General features: G+C 40.7%; 18 protein-coding genes and 1 pseudogene. 5 read left to right on the forward strand and 14 right to left on the reverse strand.

Features of this window, described 5'->3' with window-relative positions; all coding sequences use genetic code 11:
- Nucleotides 1-35: 35 nt before the first annotated feature.
- From lpxA to rpsB, 13 genes and pseudogenes are all read right to left on the reverse strand, one after another.
- Nucleotides 36-812 (reverse strand): acyl-ACP--UDP-N-acetylglucosamine O-acyltransferase, encoded by a 777-nt coding sequence (lpxA, locus tag AC0L3Y_RS00430; RefSeq protein WP_473467402.1) that lies wholly within the window; start codon nucleotides 810-812, stop codon nucleotides 36-38.
- The gene (gene fabZ / locus AC0L3Y_RS00435) at nucleotides 812-1249 is read right to left on the reverse strand and encodes a 3-hydroxyacyl-ACP dehydratase FabZ (RefSeq protein ID WP_473467405.1); all 438 of its coding nucleotides are present in this window, start codon (nucleotides 1247-1249) and stop codon (nucleotides 812-814) included. The genes lpxA and fabZ overlap by 1 nt, the downstream gene beginning before the upstream one ends.
- The gene (gene lpxD, locus AC0L3Y_RS00440) at nucleotides 1246-2286 is read right to left on the reverse strand and encodes a UDP-3-O-(3-hydroxymyristoyl)glucosamine N-acyltransferase (protein ID WP_473467408.1); all 1041 of its coding nucleotides are present in this window, start codon (nucleotides 2284-2286) and stop codon (nucleotides 1246-1248) included. Before lpxD ends, fabZ begins: the two co-directional genes overlap by 4 nt.
- A gap of 3 nt (nucleotides 2287-2289) precedes the next feature.
- Complete coding sequence (locus AC0L3Y_RS00445; RefSeq protein ID WP_473467411.1) at nucleotides 2290-2769, reverse strand: OmpH/Skp family outer membrane protein; 480 nt, start codon at nucleotides 2767-2769, stop codon at nucleotides 2290-2292.
- A gap of 45 nt (nucleotides 2770-2814) precedes the next feature.
- Complete coding sequence (gene bamA, locus AC0L3Y_RS00450; protein ID WP_473467414.1) at nucleotides 2815-5130, reverse strand: outer membrane protein assembly factor BamA; 2316 nt, start codon at nucleotides 5128-5130, stop codon at nucleotides 2815-2817.
- Between the two features lie 10 nt (nucleotides 5131-5140).
- A complete protein-coding gene (rseP, locus tag AC0L3Y_RS00455; RefSeq protein ID WP_473467416.1) occupies nucleotides 5141-6487 on the reverse strand; it encodes an RIP metalloprotease RseP in 1347 nt (448 codons plus the stop codon).
- Nucleotides 6487-7657: pseudogene (gene ispC / locus AC0L3Y_RS00460) on the reverse strand (1-deoxy-D-xylulose-5-phosphate reductoisomerase). The gene rseP and the pseudogene ispC overlap by 1 nt, the downstream one beginning before the upstream one ends.
- Nucleotides 7657-8460: a phosphatidate cytidylyltransferase gene (locus tag AC0L3Y_RS00465; protein WP_473467418.1), complete on the reverse strand. Its 804-nt coding sequence runs from the start codon at nucleotides 8458-8460 to the stop codon at nucleotides 7657-7659. Before AC0L3Y_RS00465 ends, ispC begins: the two are co-directional and overlap by 1 nt.
- Before the next feature lie 2 nt (nucleotides 8461-8462).
- Nucleotides 8463-9194: a polyprenyl diphosphate synthase gene (gene uppS, locus AC0L3Y_RS00470; protein WP_473467421.1), complete on the reverse strand. Its 732-nt coding sequence runs from the start codon at nucleotides 9192-9194 to the stop codon at nucleotides 8463-8465.
- A gap of 47 nt (nucleotides 9195-9241) precedes the next feature.
- The gene (frr, locus tag AC0L3Y_RS00475; RefSeq protein WP_473467423.1) at nucleotides 9242-9799 is read right to left on the reverse strand and encodes a ribosome recycling factor; all 558 of its coding nucleotides are present in this window, start codon (nucleotides 9797-9799) and stop codon (nucleotides 9242-9244) included.
- Between the two features lie 7 nt (nucleotides 9800-9806).
- On the reverse strand, nucleotides 9807-10529 hold the full coding sequence (gene pyrH, locus AC0L3Y_RS00480) for a UMP kinase (RefSeq protein WP_473467426.1): 723 nt from the start codon (nucleotides 10527-10529) through the stop codon (nucleotides 9807-9809).
- A 129-nt stretch (nucleotides 10530-10658) separates the two neighbouring features.
- Nucleotides 10659-11519, reverse strand: coding sequence for a translation elongation factor Ts (gene tsf / locus AC0L3Y_RS00485; RefSeq protein ID WP_473467428.1), 861 nt, complete (start codon nucleotides 11517-11519; stop codon nucleotides 10659-10661).
- Between the two features lie 84 nt (nucleotides 11520-11603).
- On the reverse strand, nucleotides 11604-12338 hold the full coding sequence (rpsB, locus tag AC0L3Y_RS00490) for a 30S ribosomal protein S2 (protein WP_473467430.1): 735 nt from the start codon (nucleotides 12336-12338) through the stop codon (nucleotides 11604-11606).
- Nucleotides 12339-12659: 321 nt separating this feature from the next.
- Here rpsB and map point away from each other — a divergent pair, with 321 nt between their 5' ends.
- The 5 genes from map to AC0L3Y_RS00515 all read left to right on the forward strand — a co-directional run bounded on the left by map (nucleotide 12660) and on the right by AC0L3Y_RS00515 (nucleotide 18986).
- Nucleotides 12660-13517 carry a type I methionyl aminopeptidase gene (gene map, locus AC0L3Y_RS00495; RefSeq protein ID WP_473467432.1) on the forward strand — a complete coding sequence of 286 codons (858 nt, stop codon included), beginning with the start codon at nucleotides 12660-12662 and terminating at the stop codon, nucleotides 13515-13517.
- A 93-nt stretch (nucleotides 13518-13610) separates the two neighbouring features.
- Complete coding sequence (gene glnD, locus AC0L3Y_RS00500) at nucleotides 13611-16304, forward strand: [protein-PII] uridylyltransferase (RefSeq protein ID WP_473467435.1); 2694 nt, start codon at nucleotides 13611-13613, stop codon at nucleotides 16302-16304.
- A gap of 3 nt (nucleotides 16305-16307) precedes the next feature.
- A complete protein-coding gene (gene dapC, locus AC0L3Y_RS00505) occupies nucleotides 16308-17510 on the forward strand; it encodes a succinyldiaminopimelate transaminase (RefSeq protein ID WP_473467438.1) in 1203 nt (400 codons plus the stop codon).
- Between the two features lie 36 nt (nucleotides 17511-17546).
- Nucleotides 17547-18584 carry a 2,3,4,5-tetrahydropyridine-2,6-dicarboxylate N-succinyltransferase gene (gene dapD / locus AC0L3Y_RS00510; protein ID WP_473467442.1) on the forward strand — a complete coding sequence of 346 codons (1038 nt, stop codon included), beginning with the start codon at nucleotides 17547-17549 and terminating at the stop codon, nucleotides 18582-18584.
- 57 nt (nucleotides 18585-18641) lie between these two features.
- The gene (locus AC0L3Y_RS00515; protein ID WP_473467444.1) at nucleotides 18642-18986 is read left to right on the forward strand and encodes an ArsC family reductase; all 345 of its coding nucleotides are present in this window, start codon (nucleotides 18642-18644) and stop codon (nucleotides 18984-18986) included.
- Here the strand turns inward: AC0L3Y_RS00515 and AC0L3Y_RS00520 are convergent.
- The gene (locus AC0L3Y_RS00520) at nucleotides 18983-19180 is read right to left on the reverse strand and encodes a hypothetical protein (protein WP_473467446.1); all 198 of its coding nucleotides are present in this window, start codon (nucleotides 19178-19180) and stop codon (nucleotides 18983-18985) included. The genes AC0L3Y_RS00515 and AC0L3Y_RS00520 overlap by 4 nt on opposite strands.
- Nucleotides 19181-19255 lie beyond the last annotated feature (75 nt).

The raw sequence follows: 19255 nt of genomic DNA on the forward strand, positions 1-19255 counted from the left end.
CGAAAAAATCCGGGGTTTCTTTTAAAACATGATTTTTATCGGACTATGCCACGTTTTGATTGCCTAATGGATAAGACAAACTCAGCCACCTCAGGAATACGAAAACTATCTCCATGTTCAAGCTGTGTTAAAGCTGCATCAAGTGTTAGTCCTTTCAAATAAACCGTTTTATAGGCTGTCCGCAAGGCTCGAATAACATCAGCAGGAACACCTCTACGACGCATTCCTTCAAAGTTCATACCATGTGCTTTTGCAGGGCTACCTGACACCATAATGAATCTAGGCACATCTTTCGACACCATAGATCCCATGCCACACATGCTGTAAGAATGCACCTGACAAAACTGATGCACACCAGTATAACCGCCAAGAATAGCATTATTACCAACAATCACATGACCCGCTAACGCAGCGAAATTAGCCATGATATTGTGATCCCCCACAGTACAATCATGCCCAACATGTGTACTAGCCATAAATAAATTATGACTGCCAATTTTAGTAATACCGTTATCTTGAATCGTACCACGATGGATCGTGGCATTTTCACGAATAACATTACTATCGCCAATAATTAGCTGAGTCGGTTCGCCCTTATACTTTTTATCTTGGTTTGCTTCTCCAACAGAAGCAAACTGATAAATTTCATTATTACACCCAATTGTCGTATGACCATTAATCACGACATGCGACTTAATAATACTACCAGCGCCAATTTTTACATTCGGACCGATCACACAAAAAGGACCGATCTCCACGCTGGAATCAATCTCTGCCTTCGAATCAATTAAAGTCGTTGGATGTATTGTCACTATATTTTCCTGTCTGCACACAGAATTGTTGCAGAACATGCTAACTCACCGTCAACTGTTGCTCTACATTCAAATTTCCAAATACCACGTTTTTCCGTAATGATTTTTGCATCTAACTGCAAACGATCACCAGGCACAACAGGACGCTTAAAACGCACTTTATCAGAACCAACAAAATAATAGATAGAACCATCTTCTGGTTTCTTATCCATTGTTTTAAAACCAAGTATACCCGCAGCTTGTGCCATTGCTTCAATAATCAAAACACCAGGCATAACCGGGTGGTCTGGGAAATGTCCATTAAAAAACGGTTCATTTACAGTTACATTTTTATACGCAACAATGGACTCACTCAAATTCAGTTCAACAACACGATCTACCAATAAAAACGGATACCTATGAGGTAAGTATTGGCGAATTTCTTTTATGTCCATCATTTACTATCAACCTTTTCTAAAAACTTATTAACCTGTTGTTTTAACTGCGAAAACTGCTTTGCCATGTCATCAATCCTTCTGACTCTAGCAACTGTTCGACGCCATTTAGCGGTTGGCTCCATCCCCATTCCTGAAGAGTAAGATCCCTCTTCATCAATGGAATTACTTATCATACTCATACCGGTAATATGAACTCGGTCACGAATCGTCAAATGACCTGCAATACAAACACCACCTGAAATAGTACAAAAAGAACCAATTTTCGTACTACCAGCAATCGCTGTACTTGATGCAATCGCTGTATTATCGCCAATTACGACATTATGAGCAATTTGAACTTGATTATCTATTTTGACACCATGCCCAATTTGAGTATTTTCTATAGCGCCCCGATCGATTGTTGTACTTGCCCCAATCTCAACATGATTACCAATAGAGACAGAACCAAGCTGATGTATTTTTTCCCAACCATCTTGCCTAGGTGCAAAACCAAAACCATCCGCACCAATTACTGATCCACTATGAAAAATACAAGCTTCACCAATTACAACATCATGATACAGGGTAACATTAGGGTACAACCGTGAACCTTTACCAATTACTGAACCTCGGCCAATAACACAACCAGCACCGATGACACAATCGTCCTCAATATTCACTCCATCATCAATAACCACATTTGGCCCAATAATGACATTATTACCGATTACGGCATTATCAGAAATAACGGCACTTGGATGAAGGCCTAACCATCCCTGTATTGCAGGGACAAATAAATTAGATAGTTGAGCAAATGCCAAATAAGGATTTGACACTACAATGGCATTATCAATCAGTTGAGCTAAATCGTCCGTTTTCACAAGAACAGCACCTGCTGAAGTGGAAGCAAGTTGACTACGGTATTTAGGATTCGCTAAAAAACTCAGTTCGTTTTCACCTGCATTTTCCAATGTACCTAGCTTCTCAATAACAAGGTCAGCATTACCCTTAACCGTACCTTGCACTTCTGCAGCTAATTGCCCTAGCGTATAACTCATAGATTAATTATCCTTATTAATACGCGCCACAAGTTCGTTAGTAATATCAGCATCAGCATCAGCATACAAACTTAACTGTCTATTCAATACCAAATCCAATTTACGCTCTGCAATAAGCGCTTTTAATGCAGCCTCGCCTTTCGGAGTCAGTGACTGAATTAACTGTTGCTCTAATTCTTTAGCTTGACGTTGCATACTTGCAGCCATAGAGCGAACTTTATTTTGCTGTTCAGCCAGCGCTTGGCGGCGTAACTTAAATTCATCTTCCGACAAGGTTAATTCATCACGCTTCAATGCCTTTGCAGACTCTTCAAGGTCTGATTGCTCTTGCTTCAAACGCGCGTCCATCTCTGCCACTTTTTGTTTTGGCTCTTTTGCTGCTTCTTGGCCAATATTACTCTGTAAAAGTGCGGCCCTAAAATCGATAACAGCAACCTCTGTTGCTTGTACACTACTCATTAAGCATAGTGTAAAAACAGCCATTATAAATCTTTTCATGCTCAAACCTCTCGGGTATCGTTTTCTAAATTAAAAAGTCGTTCCCAACTGGAACTGGAAGAAATCTGTATCATCGTCATCATCAGGGTTTAATGCTTTAGCAAAATTGAACGAAAGCGGTGCAATTGGCGTAATCCATGTCCAGCTTAAACCGACGCTGTAACGAATCTCGGATAAATCAACCCCCTCTTCACATTCTGTACTAGAAACATAACATTGATCGGTAAATACATTACCAGCATCAAAAAACAATGCCGTTCTTACTGATTTATGATCATCGACCATAGGTAAAGGAAAAATCAGTTCAGCCGTACCAACCATGAGAATATTTCCTCCCATGGCATCGCTATCTTCATCAGAAGATGAATCATATGAGTTTTTAGGCCCTAATGAAGATGAATCATATCCACGCACAGAGCCTACCCCACCGGCATAATAATTCTCATAGAAAGGCAAGCTATCTGAATCACCATAGCCATTACCATAACCAAGTCGTCCTTTCATATGAAACAACCAGGTATTAGAGCCTCCAATGTTCCAATATTTCTCAGATGTTAAACCTAATTTATAATAAGTCTGGTCACTTCCAGGTGTAGACACTTGAAGGCTAGCACTAGTGGAGTAACCACTCGTAGGCAAGACACCACCAATCAAGTCTTGGTCACTCCATGATATTGAAGTAATCAAATCATCAAAGGTATCACCATAAGTATCAACAAAATATTCTGACTCTAAAGAAGGGTCATCACTTAGATCTATATTAGTTTCCTGAACTGTAACCCCAAATGTGATCCGCTGAGTATCAGAGATTGGATAGCCATAAGTAAGGCCGGCTCCAATTTTATCTATTTGGTAGTCTTCAATATCATCTTCATCATAATTACTTTCTTCATAATAAATTTTGGCCCCTCGACTTACACCATCGACAGTAAAATAAGGATTTGTATAGTTAATGGCATATTTAGAGTATTCCTCGGAGCGAGAAGCACTAAACGCTAATTTATTACCTGTCCCCATAAAGTTAGATTTAGATATACCAAAACCGTAGATAAAACCATCATCGTCAGAATACCCAATACTTGCTTGAATACTCCCAGAGGCCTGCTCTTGAACAACCACTTCAATATCTACTTGATCTGTTGTTCCAGCTACTGGACGAGTTTTAAGATTAACACTACCAAAGAACCCCAAACGCTCGATACGACGCTTAGAAGATTGGATTTTTGAATGCTGCGCTAACGCCCCTTCAAATTGGGTCATTTCTCGACGTAGAACTTCATCTTTAGTTTCACTATTACCACTAAAAGTAATACGGCGCACATAGACCTTTGAGCCTGGTGTAATTTGATAACTAAGATTAACAGTATGGTTATCTAGTTTTTCTGGGATAACATTGACCCTTGTAAACAAATAACCATCATCACCCAACTCTGTTGAAATTCCTGTGATGATTTTTGTTACCTCACTACGAGAAAAGACATCCCCTTCTTTTTGGGTGATCTGCTTCCAAACTCTATCTTCAGCAATAGGCAAACTACCACTTAAAGAAACTTTATTTACAAAATACGGCTTACCTTCGTCAACATTGATAACAACATAAACATCACGTTTATCAGACGATAAACTTACTTGACTAGAAACCACTTCAAAATCTAAATAGCCTTTATCCAAATAAAAACTTTTTAGCGTATTAATATCACTTTCAATTTTTGCTTTGGCATATTCATCTGCAGAGCTGAAAGGGTTCCAATAACCCGTCTCTCTTGATTGAAAATCTTCAGTGAGTATTTCCTCATCAAAAGCATTATTACCAACAATATTGATATGAACTATTTTAGCCGTATCCCCTTCATCAATATTAATCATGATCCCTGTACGGTTACGGGGCATATCTTCAACAGAAATATCCACTTTGGCACTATAACGTCCAAGGGCGTAATATTGTCTTTGGAGTTCTTGAGCTATTTGATTCAAAGTCTCTGGTTTGTATATTTCACCAATTTCTAAGCCAGATAATTTTAACCCTCGCTCCAAATCTTCTGTTTGAACAAGTTCATTCCCCTCTATGGTTAAATTACCAATTGAAGGACGTTCTTCAACATCAAACACAAGCACACCGTCATCTTCATAGACATCGATATCACTGAAGTAACCCGTGTTAAAAAGGGATGTAATAGCTTGATAAATCTTGTCAGAATCATAGGACTCTCCTTTATCAAAACCAATGACATCAAATGCTCTTGCTGACGGCATTTGCACCAAACCATCAACTCGAACATCTTCTATAGAGTCTGCAAAACTCTGCACGCTTATTAAAGCCAACAATACAACTGAAACGACTTTCACACATACCTCTCTACAAGCGGGCAATATCATTAAAAATGGCAACGGCCATTAAAGCAAATAAAAGTGAAGCTCCTATTCGATAAGCCATACTCTGAATTTTTTCAGACACTGGCTTACGACGAACTGCTTCAATACCAAAAAATAATAAATGCCCTCCATCTAACATAGGAATAGGCAACAAGTTCAACACACCCAAACTAACACTTAGGTAAGCCATGAATTTCAAAAAAGATTGCAGTCCAGAGTCTGCTGACGCACTCGCTACTTTTGCAATTGTTATCGGACCAGATAAATTATCAACCGATATCAGTCCTTGTAACATCTTCCCAATCGAGGAAACGGTCAAAGATACCATTTTAGTAGTTTGTGCAACACCATAAAAAACCGAATCAATAGGCCCATAATGGCGCTCTCTAATAAGACTCTCATCCCATTGAGGCGGAACCACAGCTAATCCAGCATAACCAACAATCTCACCATTTCGTTCCATCGATTTAGGCAATAAGCGTAACTCTTGATCCCTCCCATCACGTTGAACAAGGACAGATAAAGCTTTATTTGGATTCGCCTGAACCAATGAAACTACTCGCTCCCAGCTTGAAATGGGTTCATCAGCAATTGCAACTATTGTATCCCCTTCTTCAAAACCAGCAGAAAAAGCTGCTCCACCGTCAACCACTTGAGCAATAACAGGAAGGACTTTTGGCTGCCATGGAACAACACCAAAAGCACGAATGAGGTTATTAGGCTCCTCTCCGACCAACCACCTATTTAGACGAACCTTATCTTCTTGCTGAGAAGCAAGTCCTTCTACTTGATAACGGACGATAATGGTTCTTGTTTGCCCAATCAAGCCCGCCAACACCAAATTTACATCTTCCCAAGAATCAACCGACTCTCCAGCAATAGAAACCAATTCATCTTCAGCCTGGATACTGGTTTGAGCTAAAGGCGTATTTTGCTCAATATAGCCTATCTTTGGCGCAACAGATTGAATCCCCAAAGTAGCAACTAAAGCATAAATAAATACAGCCAGAATAAAGTTAGCAATAGGCCCAGCGGCAACAATAGCAATACGCTGCCAAACCGTCTTATTATTAAACGCTTGGCTCTTCAGCTCTTTAGGAACATCCCCTTCACGCTCGTCCAACATTCGAACATAGCCACCAAGAGGAATCATCGCCAAAGTAAATTCGGTTCCAGTTTTACCCACATAACGAAAAAGAGGTTTTCCGAAACCAACAGAAAAACGCAACACTTTAACACCACAACGACGGGCAATAAAATAATGTCCGAATTCATGAAAAGTAATTAGAACACCTAATGAAATAACAATAGAAAGGATATTTTGAACCATTAGAAATCACCAAAGGAAATTATGTCTTCTGCTAAACGACGAGCATACAAATCTGACTCAAAGACATCTTCAAGTACATTAACAGGAACAATATTCGCAGCACTCAAAACTTGGCTATTTACTTTTGCAATATCAAGAAAAGAAATTTTTCGATTTAAGAAAGACGCTACAGCTACTTCATTTGCGGCATTCAAAACCGCCATGGCTGTCCCTCCCATAAACCAGGCATCAGCCGCTAATTTCAAATTAGGAAAGCGAGAAATATCAGGAGCCTCAAAATTTAAGCGAGCAACATCAACCAAACTAAGTGGAGGCACCTGGGTTTCTATTCGATCAGGCCAAGTCATACCATAAGCAATTGGAACTCTCATATCTGGGGTTCCCATTTGCGCAATAACAGAACCATCACGATAAGAAACCATAGAATGAATAATGCTTTCTGGATGCACAACAACCTCAATGTCATTTGGTGTAACACCAAACAACCAACAGGCTTCAATAAGCTCTAAGCCTTTATTCATCAAAGATGCGGAATCAATCGATATCTTTTGCCCCATAGACCAATTTGGATGCTTACACGCTTGTTCAGGGGTCACTGACGCCATTTCATCTAAAGACCAAGTTCTAAATGGCCCACCTGAAGCCGTCAAAAGAATTTTTGAAATGTCTTTTTTGTGGGCACCGTCGATAGTTTGAGGCAAACTTTGATAAATCGCATTGTGTTCGCTATCAATAGGTAAAAGCACAACATTATAGCGCGCCACTTCATCCATAAATAATTTACCAGCTGTCACTAATGACTCTTTATTTGCCAATAACGTCCGCTTACCTGCACGGATTCCAGCCAATGTCGGCTTTAAACCCGCAAACCCCATAATGGCAGCCATAACTTGATCGACTTCTGAATCAGAAGCGATACTATCTAAAGCATCCCCCCCATTCAAATGAAATAGGCAACCCTATACACAGAAGAGCTAACTCATCTCGGGCCCTCTCAGATCCCATGACAACTCTCTTAGGTTTAAAACGATGACAAATATCCACCATTTTATCGACACTTTCATTAGCTGACGCACTAACCAAGACAAACTTATCTGGATGCTGAGCAATAATATCTAAGGTACTTTGACCAATTGAACCAGTCGCCCCCAATAAACAAATACCTTGCATTAAAGCCATCCGGTCACAGTCAATAAGAGTACATAGATAGACGCGGCTGCAGTAAGACTATCGACTCGATCCATGACACCACCATGTCCAGGAATCAATCGACTAGAGTCTTTTAGGGATTCATGTCGCTTAAACAGACTTTCCGTCAAATCTCCTAAGACAGAAACAGAGGATGTAAGAAGCGCAATAAGACCCAACACCATCCATTGGGAAGCTGTAAAACCACTAAAAAAAGAAAACGCAACAACCCCAAATTGAGTTAAGAGCAAACCACCAACAACACCTTCCCATGACTTACCTGGGCTAACAAATCGAGCTAACTTACGCTTTCCAAATGCTCGACCAGCAAAATAAGCCCCAGAATCCGCCCCCCAAATCAATCCCATAAGAAGCAACACCCATGTAACAAAATCATCAGCCTGTCTCAATACGACTAACGCCGACCAAGTAGTTACTAATATCAACACACCAAATAAAAGGCGACTTGATACATAACGCCAATGAAGTAACACTGGGTAGCGAATAACCCAATACAAGGCAATCAACCATAAGAAAGGCGCAATATAAAGTGAAGCTTCCTGACCATTAAATTTAAATGTCACAAAACATAAAACACCAATAAAAGTCGCAAAAAGAACACGTCCCAACTGGTTTTTCACTCCAGACAAACGCGCCCACTCCCAACCAGCCAACAAAACAACGCCAGCCATTGAAATAATAAAACTAGATTCCTTCAGAACAAAAACAGCACAAATAAATAACACAGCCATTACAATGGCACTTAATATTCGAGGAAGTAACATAGTTATCGACCACCATAGCGACGTTGACGATTTTGATAAGTGTTAATTGCCTCATCAAAATGCGGTTGATCAAAATCCGGCCACAACACCGGAAGAAAGACAAATTCAGAATAGGCAGTTTGCCAGAGTAAAAAATTACTAATTCGCTCCTCACCAGAAGTCCTAATCAAAAGATCAGGGGGCGGTAAGTCAGCTAACTGCATATATTCACCTAGCGATGACTCATTTATATCATCTAAAGACAACTCCCCTATTGAAACCTGCTCTGCTATTTTTTTAGCAGCCTGAGCAATATCCCAACGACCTCCGTAATTTGCTGCAATAACAAGAGTCATTTTATCATTGTCTTTTGTCGCATTTTGAACACTTTGAATTTGTTCTTGCAGACTATCACTAAAAGCAGAAATATCGCCCATCACCCTGAGTCGAATTTGATGTTCGTTTAAGCGTTTTAACTCTTTTTTAAGAGAGCGCATAAACAACTTCATTAAACCATCAACTTCTAACTTAGGTCGCTTCCAATTCTCGCTGGAAAATGCAAACAAAGTTAACACTTCCACACCAGACCTAGCTGCCATTTCAACCGTACGACGCACTGCAGAAGCACCTGCGGTGTGACCAGCAAGGCTTGGAAGGCGTTTCTTTTTAGCCCAACGATTATTGCCATCCATAATAATAGCAATATGAGCAGGACCTGCCGCCATTTCCGTCTCGGCGTCAATCAATTCAGACATAGATTTACCTTAGTCAATAAAAATGCGAGCCTAGGCCCGCATTTTCATTAAATTTCCATCAAATCTTTTTCTTTTGCAGCCAGACGCTCTTCAATTTGAGCAACATATTTGTCTGTAATTTTTTGCACCAAATCCTGTCCACGGCGATCATCGTCTTCAGAAATTTCCTTCTCTTTTACCAAGTCCTTCAAACTACCATTAGCATCTCGGCGAATGTTACGGATAGAAATACGACCGTTTTCCGCCTCATTCTTTGCTTGCTTGAAGTAATTTTTACGAGTTTCTTCAGTAAGAGCAGGCATAGGAATACGAATAAGGTTACCATTTGTTGCCGGATTTAAACCAAGATCAGACTTCATAATGGCTTTTTCAATTTCAGGCACCAAGTTGTTTTCCCAAGGAGAAACCCCCAAAGTACGAGCATCTTCAACCGTAATGTTAGCCACTTGGCTTAATGGTGTTTCTGATCCGTAATAATTCACTTTAACTGAATCTAAAATACTAGGGTGCGCACGACCTGTACGAATTTTTTTAAACGCAGACTCAACAGAAGAAACCGCTTTACCCATACGGTCTTCTGCATCTTTAAGAATTTCGTTAATCATAACTTCCTCACTTAATCAGTGTACCTTCACTACCACCAACCATGATATTCACCAAGGCTCCGGGTTTATTCATATTAAATACGCGTATTGGCATACCATGATCACGAGTTAAACAAATTGCCGTTAAGTCCATGACGCCTAACTGTTTTTCAAGAACTTCGTCATAACCTAATGTATCATATTTAATCGCATCAACATCTTTCATCGGATCGGCCGAATAAACACCATCCACTTTTGTTGCTTTCAATACAACATCCGCATCAATCTCAATACCGCGCAAACAAGCAGCAGAGTCAGTTGTAAAGAATGGATTACCTGTACCAGCAGAGAAGATAAGAACATCACCTTCTTTCATTAATCGCATCGCACGACGTCGGTCATAAGGCTCAACAATACCTGTCATAGTAATCGCCGACATAACACGAGTTGCAATATTCGCACGCTCTAATGCGTCACGCATGGCCAAAGCGTTCATAACTGTTGCTAGCATCCCCATATGATCGCCTGTTACACGATCCATCCCAGCCTCACTAAGAGCTTGGCCGCGAAATAGGTTACCACCACCAATAACAATACCAACTTCAACACCAATACCACGTAATTGACCAATCTCAAGAGCAATACGGTTCAATACTTTCGGGTCGATACCAAAGGACTCTTCACCCATTAAGGCTTCGCCACTTAGCTTAAGCAAAATCCGCTTATATTTTGGACTCTTTTCTTTCGACATACCAACCTCCGGCAATGGTTCATTTTTTCAATAATTGAGGCCAATATAATCAACCCAAATCATTCCTAGCTTTCATAAAAAGGGGCAGTCAAACTGCCCCTTTTATTTCCAAGACACTACAACTAAAGATTAACCTTTAAGTTGAGCAGCCACTTCCGCAGCAAAGTCTACTTCAGCAACTTCAATACCTTCACCTACTTCAAGGCGAATGAAAGAAGAAACAGAAGCGCCAGCATCTTTTACAAGTTGACCGACTTTAATTTCTGGATTCTTAACAAAAGGCTGTTCAGTCAAGCTGTTTTCAGCCAAGAACTTCTTCATACGACCAACAATCATTTTATCAACGATTTCAGCAGGCTTACCAGCCATGTCAGGTTGCGCACGAACAATCTCTTCTTCTTTAGCAAGAACTTCAGCAGGCATATCATCACCGCGAACAACGCGAGGAGCAACAGCTGCCACATGCATAGAAACATCTTTAGCCAGTTCAGCAGAACCACCTTCCAATAGAGTCAATACAGCGATCTGACCATTACCGTGAAGGTAACCACCTACTAATCCACCCTCAACAATAACAGCACGACGAGGAGAGATGTTTTCACCAATCTTTTGAACTAATGCTTCGCGCGCTTGACCGATTTCACCAGCAAGCAATACAGCCATATCAGTTTCTTTTGTTGCAAAAACAACGTCAGCCACTTTATTTGCGAAAGCAATAAAACCTTCATCACGTGAAGCGAAGTCAGTTTCAGAGTTAACTTCAACCAAGATGCCGTAAGAAGCATCGTCAGCTACGCGCATAACGATTGTTCCTTCAGCTGCAGTACGGCCCGCTTTTTTAGCTGCTTTCATGCCACTTGATTTACGTAACTCTTCGATTGCTACTTCAACGTCAGCGTTAGCAGCGACAAGTGCTTTTTTACACTCCATCATGCCTAGGCCTGTACGTTCACGTAGCTCTTTTACCAATGCTGCAGATACTGCGGCCATGTTAAATCCTCTTAATACCAATTCAAATTTAAAAAAGGGGGCCTAAAACCCCCTTTAGAAACCAGAACAAACTAGAAAGTTTGCTTACGCTTCAGTTGCTTCGCTTACTTCAACGAATTCATCAGCAGTACCAGCAGTCGCAGAACGACCTTCTAGAACAGCATCAGCAAAAGCACCAACATACAACTGAACAGCACGAATCGCATCGTCGTTAGCTGGAATGATGTAATCAACGCCATCTGGATTACTGTTTGTATCAACGATACCGATAACAGGAATACCTAATTTGTTTGCTTCTTTAATAGCAATACGTTCATGGTCAACGTCAACTACAAACAGAACGTCCGGTAGGCCGCCCATATCTTTAATACCACCCATAGAAAGCTCAAGCTTTTCAAGCTCACGAGTACGCATCAAAGCCTCTTTCTTAGTAAGCTTCTCGAAAGTACCATCAGACACTTGTCCTTCAAGTTCACGAAGACGCTTAATAGAAGCACGAATAGTTTTGTAGTTAGTCAACATGCCACCTAACCAACGGTGGTTTACATATGGCATACCAGAGCGAGCAGCTTGCTCTTTAATAGTTTTAGATGCAGCACGCTTAGTACCAACAAACAAAACCTTGTTTTTGTTCTCAGCCATTTTTTTAACAAGCTCAAGCGCTTCGTTAAGAGCTGGAACAGTGTGCTCAAGGTTAATGATATGAATCTTGTTACGAGCACCGAAAATGAATGGCTTCATTTTTGGATTCCAGTAACGAGTTTGGTGACCAAAGTGTGAACCAACCTGTAGCAGGTCGCGCATAGAAACTGTAGGCATTTTACTATCCTTTATATTTGGGTTATTTATGCTTACCAGCTAAAAGCGTCAGTCAAACAAGGTTTAAGGCAACCTATGACACCCCAGACACTCTTATTTTATTGCGGCAAGATCGTTAGTTTATAAAAATTTACTTATTTTAAGCACAAGCTTATATAAGCCGGCGTTTTATACCATATTAAGGCAAAAACCAAAAGACCTGAATGCTTTTTTTACATACATCAAGTGACCGTTTTTTTCATCTTGAGAGGCGATTATGATGCTCAAGTCATGTAGAATACTCTCCAACTTGGACTAAAACGACTTTAAGACATATTAATTATGAGCAACGAAACCCTAAAAAAAGTTGAAGAACTCACTAAGAATGGACGCGTTGAGGTACCTAGCTGGACACCCCGCCCTGCTTCAACTAGGTTCACAGACATCAGTGATATTGAAGGCATGCGAACAGCAGGTAAACTTGCTGCCGACGTACTATTAATGCTAGAAGAATTTGTTATTCCTGGTGTATCAACAGAACAAATTGATATTATTGCGCACAACTATATAGTTGAAGTACAAGGCGCAATTCCAGCCCCTCTTAATTATCATGGATTTCCGAAATCTTGCTGCACCTCTGTAAATGATGTTATCTGTCATGGCATTCCAAATGACAAAGCCCTAAAAAAAGGCGACGTTGTCAACATTGACATCACTATCATTAAAGATGGTTATTACGGTGATACAAGCAAAATGTTCTTTGCCGGACCAGCAGCGCCACATGCAGAACGCTTAGCAAAAGTTACTCAAGAATGCCTTTATTTAGCAATCGACTTAGTCAAACCTGGTGCTCGCTTAGGAGATATAGGTGCCGTTATTTCAGCCCATGCCCACAAACATCATTATTCAGTTGTTGAAGAGTATTGCGGTCATGGTGTAGGTACAACGTTCCACGGTGAGCCTCAAGTTGCCCATTATGGCAAAGCTGGCACAGGTGTTGTTTTAGAGGAAGGTATGACACTGACGATAGAACCAATGATCAATGCTGGCAAAAAACAAGTAAAGCATTTAGGTCCTGATAATTGGATCGCAAAAACGAAAGATGGTCGACTATCAGCACAATATGAGCACACCCTGCTTGTTACTGCTGATGGTGTTGAAGTATTAACTCGTCGTCCAGAAGAAACTCGCTTCTCATAAGAGAAGCGACGCCCTCTTCCACCATCAAACAAATGAATGTAATTCACTCGATAACATTACTGTCATCCACTTAAGATTCTTTGAGGCACTTGTATGGATTTTCCTGCTTTTCCTGATGCTCCACCTTTATTATCTCAAGAGGAAAAACAAGAGCTAGCAACTCCAAGCTGCTCGATCACACGTTACAAAGCCATCATTGAAGAAAAAACTAACGTTTACAATGACTTATTTCATTCTCTTTATCCAATAGAAAAGTTGGTTAAAGGGCTGTCCTCTTTTTTCGATGAAGTTTTACAGGCCGCATGGACAGCAAAAGGACTACAGGATGAAAACCATGTCAGCCTTGTCGCCGTAGGTGGTTATGGTCGTGGTGAACTGCACCCAAAATCAGATATCGATCTTTTAATCTTGATCGAAAATGAGACATCAGCCCCCAAAGAAAAACTCGAAGCCTTTATTACCTTTCTTTGGGACATAAATTTAGATATTGGTCACAGCGTTCGAACCATTGACCAATGCACAGAAATGGCCGAAAAAGATATTACTGTCATTACTAATCTGATTGAATCTAGAACCTTAAGCGGCCCATCAGATTTATTAAACACCTTGCAACTACACGTAGATATCTCCCAAATGTGGGATGGTCATTCTTTTTATCAGGCTAAAATAGCAGAACAAAAACTACGCCATGCCAAATATCAAAATACAGCATATAACTTAGAACCCAATCTCAAAGAATGCCCCGGCGGACTCAGAGATATGCAGGTTATTGACTGGGTTGCGAAACGCCACCTACACACACACAGATTAAGTGCACTGATAGACAAAGAGTTTTTATCAGAAGATGAATACATTCAACTTAAAGGAGCCGTCAGTCACTTATGGCGAATTCGCTGGGCTTTGCACATGGTGGCAGGCCGCAAAGAAGACCGACTTCTTTTTGATCATCAACGCACTCTAGCAAAGCTGTTTGGTTTCGACGATGACGATCTAAAGCGCAACGTTGAACGCTTTATGCAAGGCTATTATCAAAGCGTCGCCGCTATTCAGCAGCTAAATGACTTACTTCTACAACACTTTGAAGAGTCTTTTATTACCAAAGACACCATCAACACCATCGAAGTTATTAGTGAGCACTTTCAAATTGCTAATGGCCAACTTGAAGCCCGCTCACCAACATTATTCCAAGACGATCCATCCAGCATGCTGGAAATTTATGTTTTATTTGGTGCCCATGAAAATATAAAAGGCATTCGTGCCAACACCATGCGTCAATTAAGAGACAATTTAGAACTGGTTGATGATGATTTTAGAAACAATAAGAAAAACACCGACCTTTTCCTTGATATTATAGCCAGTCGATATCGCCTATCCAGCATACTAAGATCAATGAAACACCTAGGATTACTTGGTCGCTATCTACCTGAATTTGGCGCCATAATTGGCCAAATGCAGCACGACTTATTCCACATTTATACCGTTGATGCACACACACTACAGGTTGTCGAAAATTTACGCCGTTTATGGCTCCCTGAATACAAACAAAAATTCCCCATTTCAAGCCAAGCTATACGTCACGTTCAAAAAGTCGAGTTGGTGTACATTGCAGGCCTATATCACGACATAGCAAAGGGCCGTGGCGGAGATCACTCTGAATTAGGCTGTGAAGATGCTCAAGCTTTTTGCGAAAGGCATGGGCTATCAAAGCAAGATACAGAGCTTGTTGTTTGGTTAGTCAGAAATCACCTATTCATGTCCGTAACCGCACAAAGAAAAGACATCTCTGATCCTGAAGTAATTTGGGAGTTTGCAAGTTACGTCAAGGATCAAGAACACCTAGACTACTTATTCATCCTGACTGTTGCCGACATCAATGCGACCAATCCAACCATGTGGAATAGCTGGCGCGCCTCGCTTATGCGTCAATTATATCTGGAAACCAAACGCGCCCTTCGTCGAGGTTTAGACTCCCCAATTGATGCTGATATGATCAGTGACGAGCACAAACAGCTGGCACTGGAAATTATGATCGAGCGTAACGTAGACATAATGGAAGCAGAAAACATTTGGGAGGGTATCGAAGATGAATACTTTATTCGCTCAAATGGTGATGAAATAGCTTGGAATACAGAAGCAATCTTACGCCATCGCCCAAGTGAAAAACCACTAATTGCAATTACACCATTAGGTGGACGTAACTTTTCTGGTGCTAGCAAAATCTTCATATACGCACCAAATAGTCGACATATATTTGCTGTAACCGCTGCCACATTTGAACAGCTTGGTCTGACTATATTAGATGCAAAAATAAGCCATACGACCGACAATTACACTTTAGATAGCTTTGTCGTTATGGACAGCAATGACAACGATACCAATTTATATTTAGACAAAGAGCGTATCACAGTGATTCGCAATACTCTTATGGAGCAACTAGAAACACCATCTCTATATGAAAGTGTGGTTCAACGTCATACCCCTCGAATTTTAAAAATATTTAACTCTCCCGCTACGGCACATTTTGTCAGTCAGCCAGAAGAAGTGTGGTCTGCCTTGGAAATTACAGCACCGGATAGACCAGGGTTACTTGCCCTAGTAGGTCAATTCTTTATGAATAACAACATCATGCTTCATAAAGCTAAAATTGCGACACTAGGCGAACGAGTAGAAGACACCTTCTACATTACTGAAGAAAATGGTGATCTAATCACTGATAACGAACGCATGGCGACTATCTGCAACCTTTTAAAAGAGAAAATAGATCGTTTCTCTAAAACGATGGATTAAAAAATGAACCCTCTTATACACTCTTTGCACCCATACCCATTCCAAAAGCTTGCAGAGCTTCTAGAAGGGTTAACACCAAATCCTCAACAACCGCTGATTAAGCTAACTATCGGTGAGCCACAGCATGAAGCGCCAGCTATTGTGGTAGAGACACTATCTAATAGCTTAAGTGGCGTTAGTAAGTATCCAAGCACCAAAGGTGAACTACCTTTACGAGCCGCCATTAGCGAATGGACAAAACGTCGCTTTAAACTCGAAGAACTTAGCCCCGATACACAGATACTCCCCGTTTCTGGTACCCGAGAAGCCCTTTTCGCCATCACTCAGACATTGGTTGGTGAAAAAGATAATCCTCTTGTTATAAGCCCGAACCCTTTTTATCAAATTTACGAAGGAGCTGGTATTCTTGCTGGTGCCGATCTTCATTTCCTTCCTTGTGGCTCTGCAACAAACTATAAGATTGACTACCAAAGCGTAAGTGATGATGTTTGGAAACATTGTGAAGTGCTATTTGTATGTTCACCAAATAATCCAAGCGGCACAGTAACAACACTTGAGGAATATGCTTACCTTATTGAAAAAGCAAAAAACTTTAATTTTACTATTGTTGCCGACGAATGCTATTCCGAAATTTATTTTGGAGACCAAGCCCCGCTAGGACTACTTGAAGCATGCCAAATACTTGGCCATCACGATTATAAGCATTGCTTGATATTCCAATCCCTATCAAAGCGATCTAATTTACCCGGCCTTCGCTCTGGCTTTGTTGCAGGTGATGCATCGATACTAAAACCATTTCTTTTATATCGAACTTACCAGGGTTGTGCGATGCCAATTCATCACCAAGACGCCTCTATTGCCGCTTGGAATGATGAAGAACACGTTATAAAAAACCGTGAAATATACACTCGTAAATTTGACTCTGTTTTGGAGATTCTATCTCCTTTCATGAAAGTGTCTAAGCCAGAAGCCGGCTTTTATCTATGGCCTGAAATAAACATGACAGATGAAGAGTTTTGTAAATCTCTATATCAAGAAGAAGCTGTATTGGTATTACCTGGCAGTTATTTAGGTCGAGATATAAACGGCACTAACCCAGGTAGTGGCCATGTTCGCATGGCCCTTGTAGCAGAAGAATTTGAGTGCGTTGAGGCGGCAAAAAGAATTAAAGCCTTCCTCGAGCGCAATAAACTCACCCAAAAATAACCTATTAGCAATAAAACTCAGTTTGGAGAAAAGTACATGAGCAACACAATTTTTGCGTTCGGCCTAGGCATAGGCACACAAAACAAAGAAGGTAACTGGCTAGAAGTGTTTTACTCAGCACCTAGCTTGGGCGCTGAAAAAAGCACACTAGACGCATTACTAGAAAGCACAAACTACGAAGGTGGAAATAACACATTAGTTCTTGATGAAGGCGATCTTAATCGTCTACATATGAACCTTTTAAAGGCTGGCAACATCGAACAAGCCGAGCTTGCTTCACGATTAAAAGCCTCTACCCAGCCAATTATTTTATGCGTATTAGCAACAGATGAAGCACCAGCGAATCCAGCAGAAGTTTACTTAAAATTACAGCTTATTTCGCACCGTCTTGTTAAACCTCACGGCACTGTACTTGATGGCATGTTTGGTCTTTTGATTAACACAGCATGGACCAGTGAAGGCCCTATTGATGTTCGGGAACTAGCAGACCGCCAGTTAAGCGCTCGCATGGAAGGCCGTACAATTGAAGTCTTTAGTGTTGATAAATTCCCTAAAATGGCTAACTTTGTTGTACCAAGTGGTATTCGTATTGGTAACGCTGCACGTATTCGTTTGGGCGCGCACCTTGGTGAAGGCACAACAGTTATGCATGAAGGTTTCTGTAACTTTAATGCTGGTACATTAGGCAACAGCATGATTGAAGGTCGCATCTCTGCTGGTGTTGTCATTGGCGAAGGCTCTGACCTCGGTGCAGGCTGCTCAACAATGGGGACACTATCAGGCGGTGGTAATATCGTGATTGGTGTTGGAGAAAAATGCCTTGTTGGCGCAAACTCAGGTATTGGTATTGGTTTAGGCGATCGTTGTACTGTAGAAGCTGGGTTATATGTAACTGCAGGACAGAAGATCTTGGTTCGTGACACGGATGGCAAACAAGTCGCTATTGTTAAAGGTCGTGACCTTTCTGGAAAATCAGATTTATTGTTCATTCGTAATTCAGAAACCGGCGCTATTGAATGCAGAACAAATAAAACAGCCATTGCTCTTAACGAAGAGCTACACGCACACAACTAATCCACACTAAACGCCAAGCTCAATCGAGTTTGGCGTTTATATACTGGAGAATAAATCATGATAAAAATTTACGGCATTAAAAACTGTGACACGATGAAAAAAGCCTTTCGCTGGTTAGATGATCACAAAATAGAATACCAATTCCATGATTACAAAAAAGAAGGTCTAGAAGTATCGATCGCGAAAGCTTGGATAGATCAACTGGGCTGGGAAAATATCATCAATAAACGTGGGACAACATGGAGAAAGTTAGATGAAGAAATAAAGAACTCCATGGATAACGAAAAAGCAGTTCAAATTATTGTAGAACAATCTTCTATGATTAAGCGCCCTTTGTTAATACAAAATGACGCTATTCATCTAGGCTTTAATTCTGAAGAATACTCCGAAAAATTACTCTAACGTAAAACGGGAGTATAAATACGTGGGGTTGTTTTTTGCTGAGTAGCAGGCGTCACACTTGGCGTATAGCCAGAAGACGAGACATCAGAGCGAATAACCGGAACAAAATAAGATTCCTGAACAACAGGTTGCTGCCCCAATAAACTACAGCCAGCAGAAATCAAACTAAAAAGAACCACAACACCAAATTTCATAACGCCACCTTAAATTGAATCTCCTGTTATAGTAACAGAATCTCTCATAAAGTAGCGAAAACAAACGCAAAGGTA

It is taken from the genome of Marinomonas sp. GJ51-14, assembly GCF_055808695.1.

Coding starts and splice junctions, on each gene's coding strand:
- fabZ (WP_473467405.1), bottom strand. CDS start 1,249: ATGATGGACATAAAAGAAATTCGCCAATACTTACCTCATAGGTATCCG.
- lpxD (WP_473467408.1), bottom strand. CDS start 2,286: ATGAGTTATACGCTAGGGCAATTAGCTGCAGAAGTGCAAGGTACGGTT.
- AC0L3Y_RS00445 (WP_473467411.1), bottom strand. CDS start 2,769: ATGGCTGTTTTTACACTATGCTTAATGAGTAGTGTACAAGCAACAGAG.
- rseP (WP_473467416.1), bottom strand. CDS start 6,487: ATGGTTCAAAATATCCTTTCTATTGTTATTTCATTAGGTGTTCTAATT.
- AC0L3Y_RS00465 (WP_473467418.1), bottom strand. CDS start 8,460: ATGTTACTTCCTCGAATATTAAGTGCCATTGTAATGGCTGTGTTATTT.
- uppS (WP_473467421.1), bottom strand. CDS start 9,194: ATGTCTGAATTGATTGACGCCGAGACGGAAATGGCGGCAGGTCCTGCT.
- frr (WP_473467423.1), bottom strand. CDS start 9,799: ATGATTAACGAAATTCTTAAAGATGCAGAAGACCGTATGGGTAAAGCG.
- pyrH (WP_473467426.1), bottom strand. CDS start 10,529: ATGTCGAAAGAAAAGAGTCCAAAATATAAGCGGATTTTGCTTAAGCTA.
- tsf (WP_473467428.1), bottom strand. CDS start 11,519: ATGGCCGCAGTATCTGCAGCATTGGTAAAAGAGCTACGTGAACGTACA.
- rpsB (WP_473467430.1), bottom strand. CDS start 12,338: ATGCCTACAGTTTCTATGCGCGACCTGCTACAGGTTGGTTCACACTTT.
- map (WP_473467432.1), top strand. CDS start 12,660: ATGAGCAACGAAACCCTAAAAAAAGTTGAAGAACTCACTAAGAATGGA.
- glnD (WP_473467435.1), top strand. CDS start 13,611: ATGGATTTTCCTGCTTTTCCTGATGCTCCACCTTTATTATCTCAAGAG.
- dapC (WP_473467438.1), top strand. CDS start 16,308: ATGAACCCTCTTATACACTCTTTGCACCCATACCCATTCCAAAAGCTT.
- dapD (WP_473467442.1), top strand. CDS start 17,547: ATGAGCAACACAATTTTTGCGTTCGGCCTAGGCATAGGCACACAAAAC.
- AC0L3Y_RS00515 (WP_473467444.1), top strand. CDS start 18,642: ATGATAAAAATTTACGGCATTAAAAACTGTGACACGATGAAAAAAGCC.
- AC0L3Y_RS00520 (WP_473467446.1), bottom strand. CDS start 19,180: ATGAAATTTGGTGTTGTGGTTCTTTTTAGTTTGATTTCTGCTGGCTGT.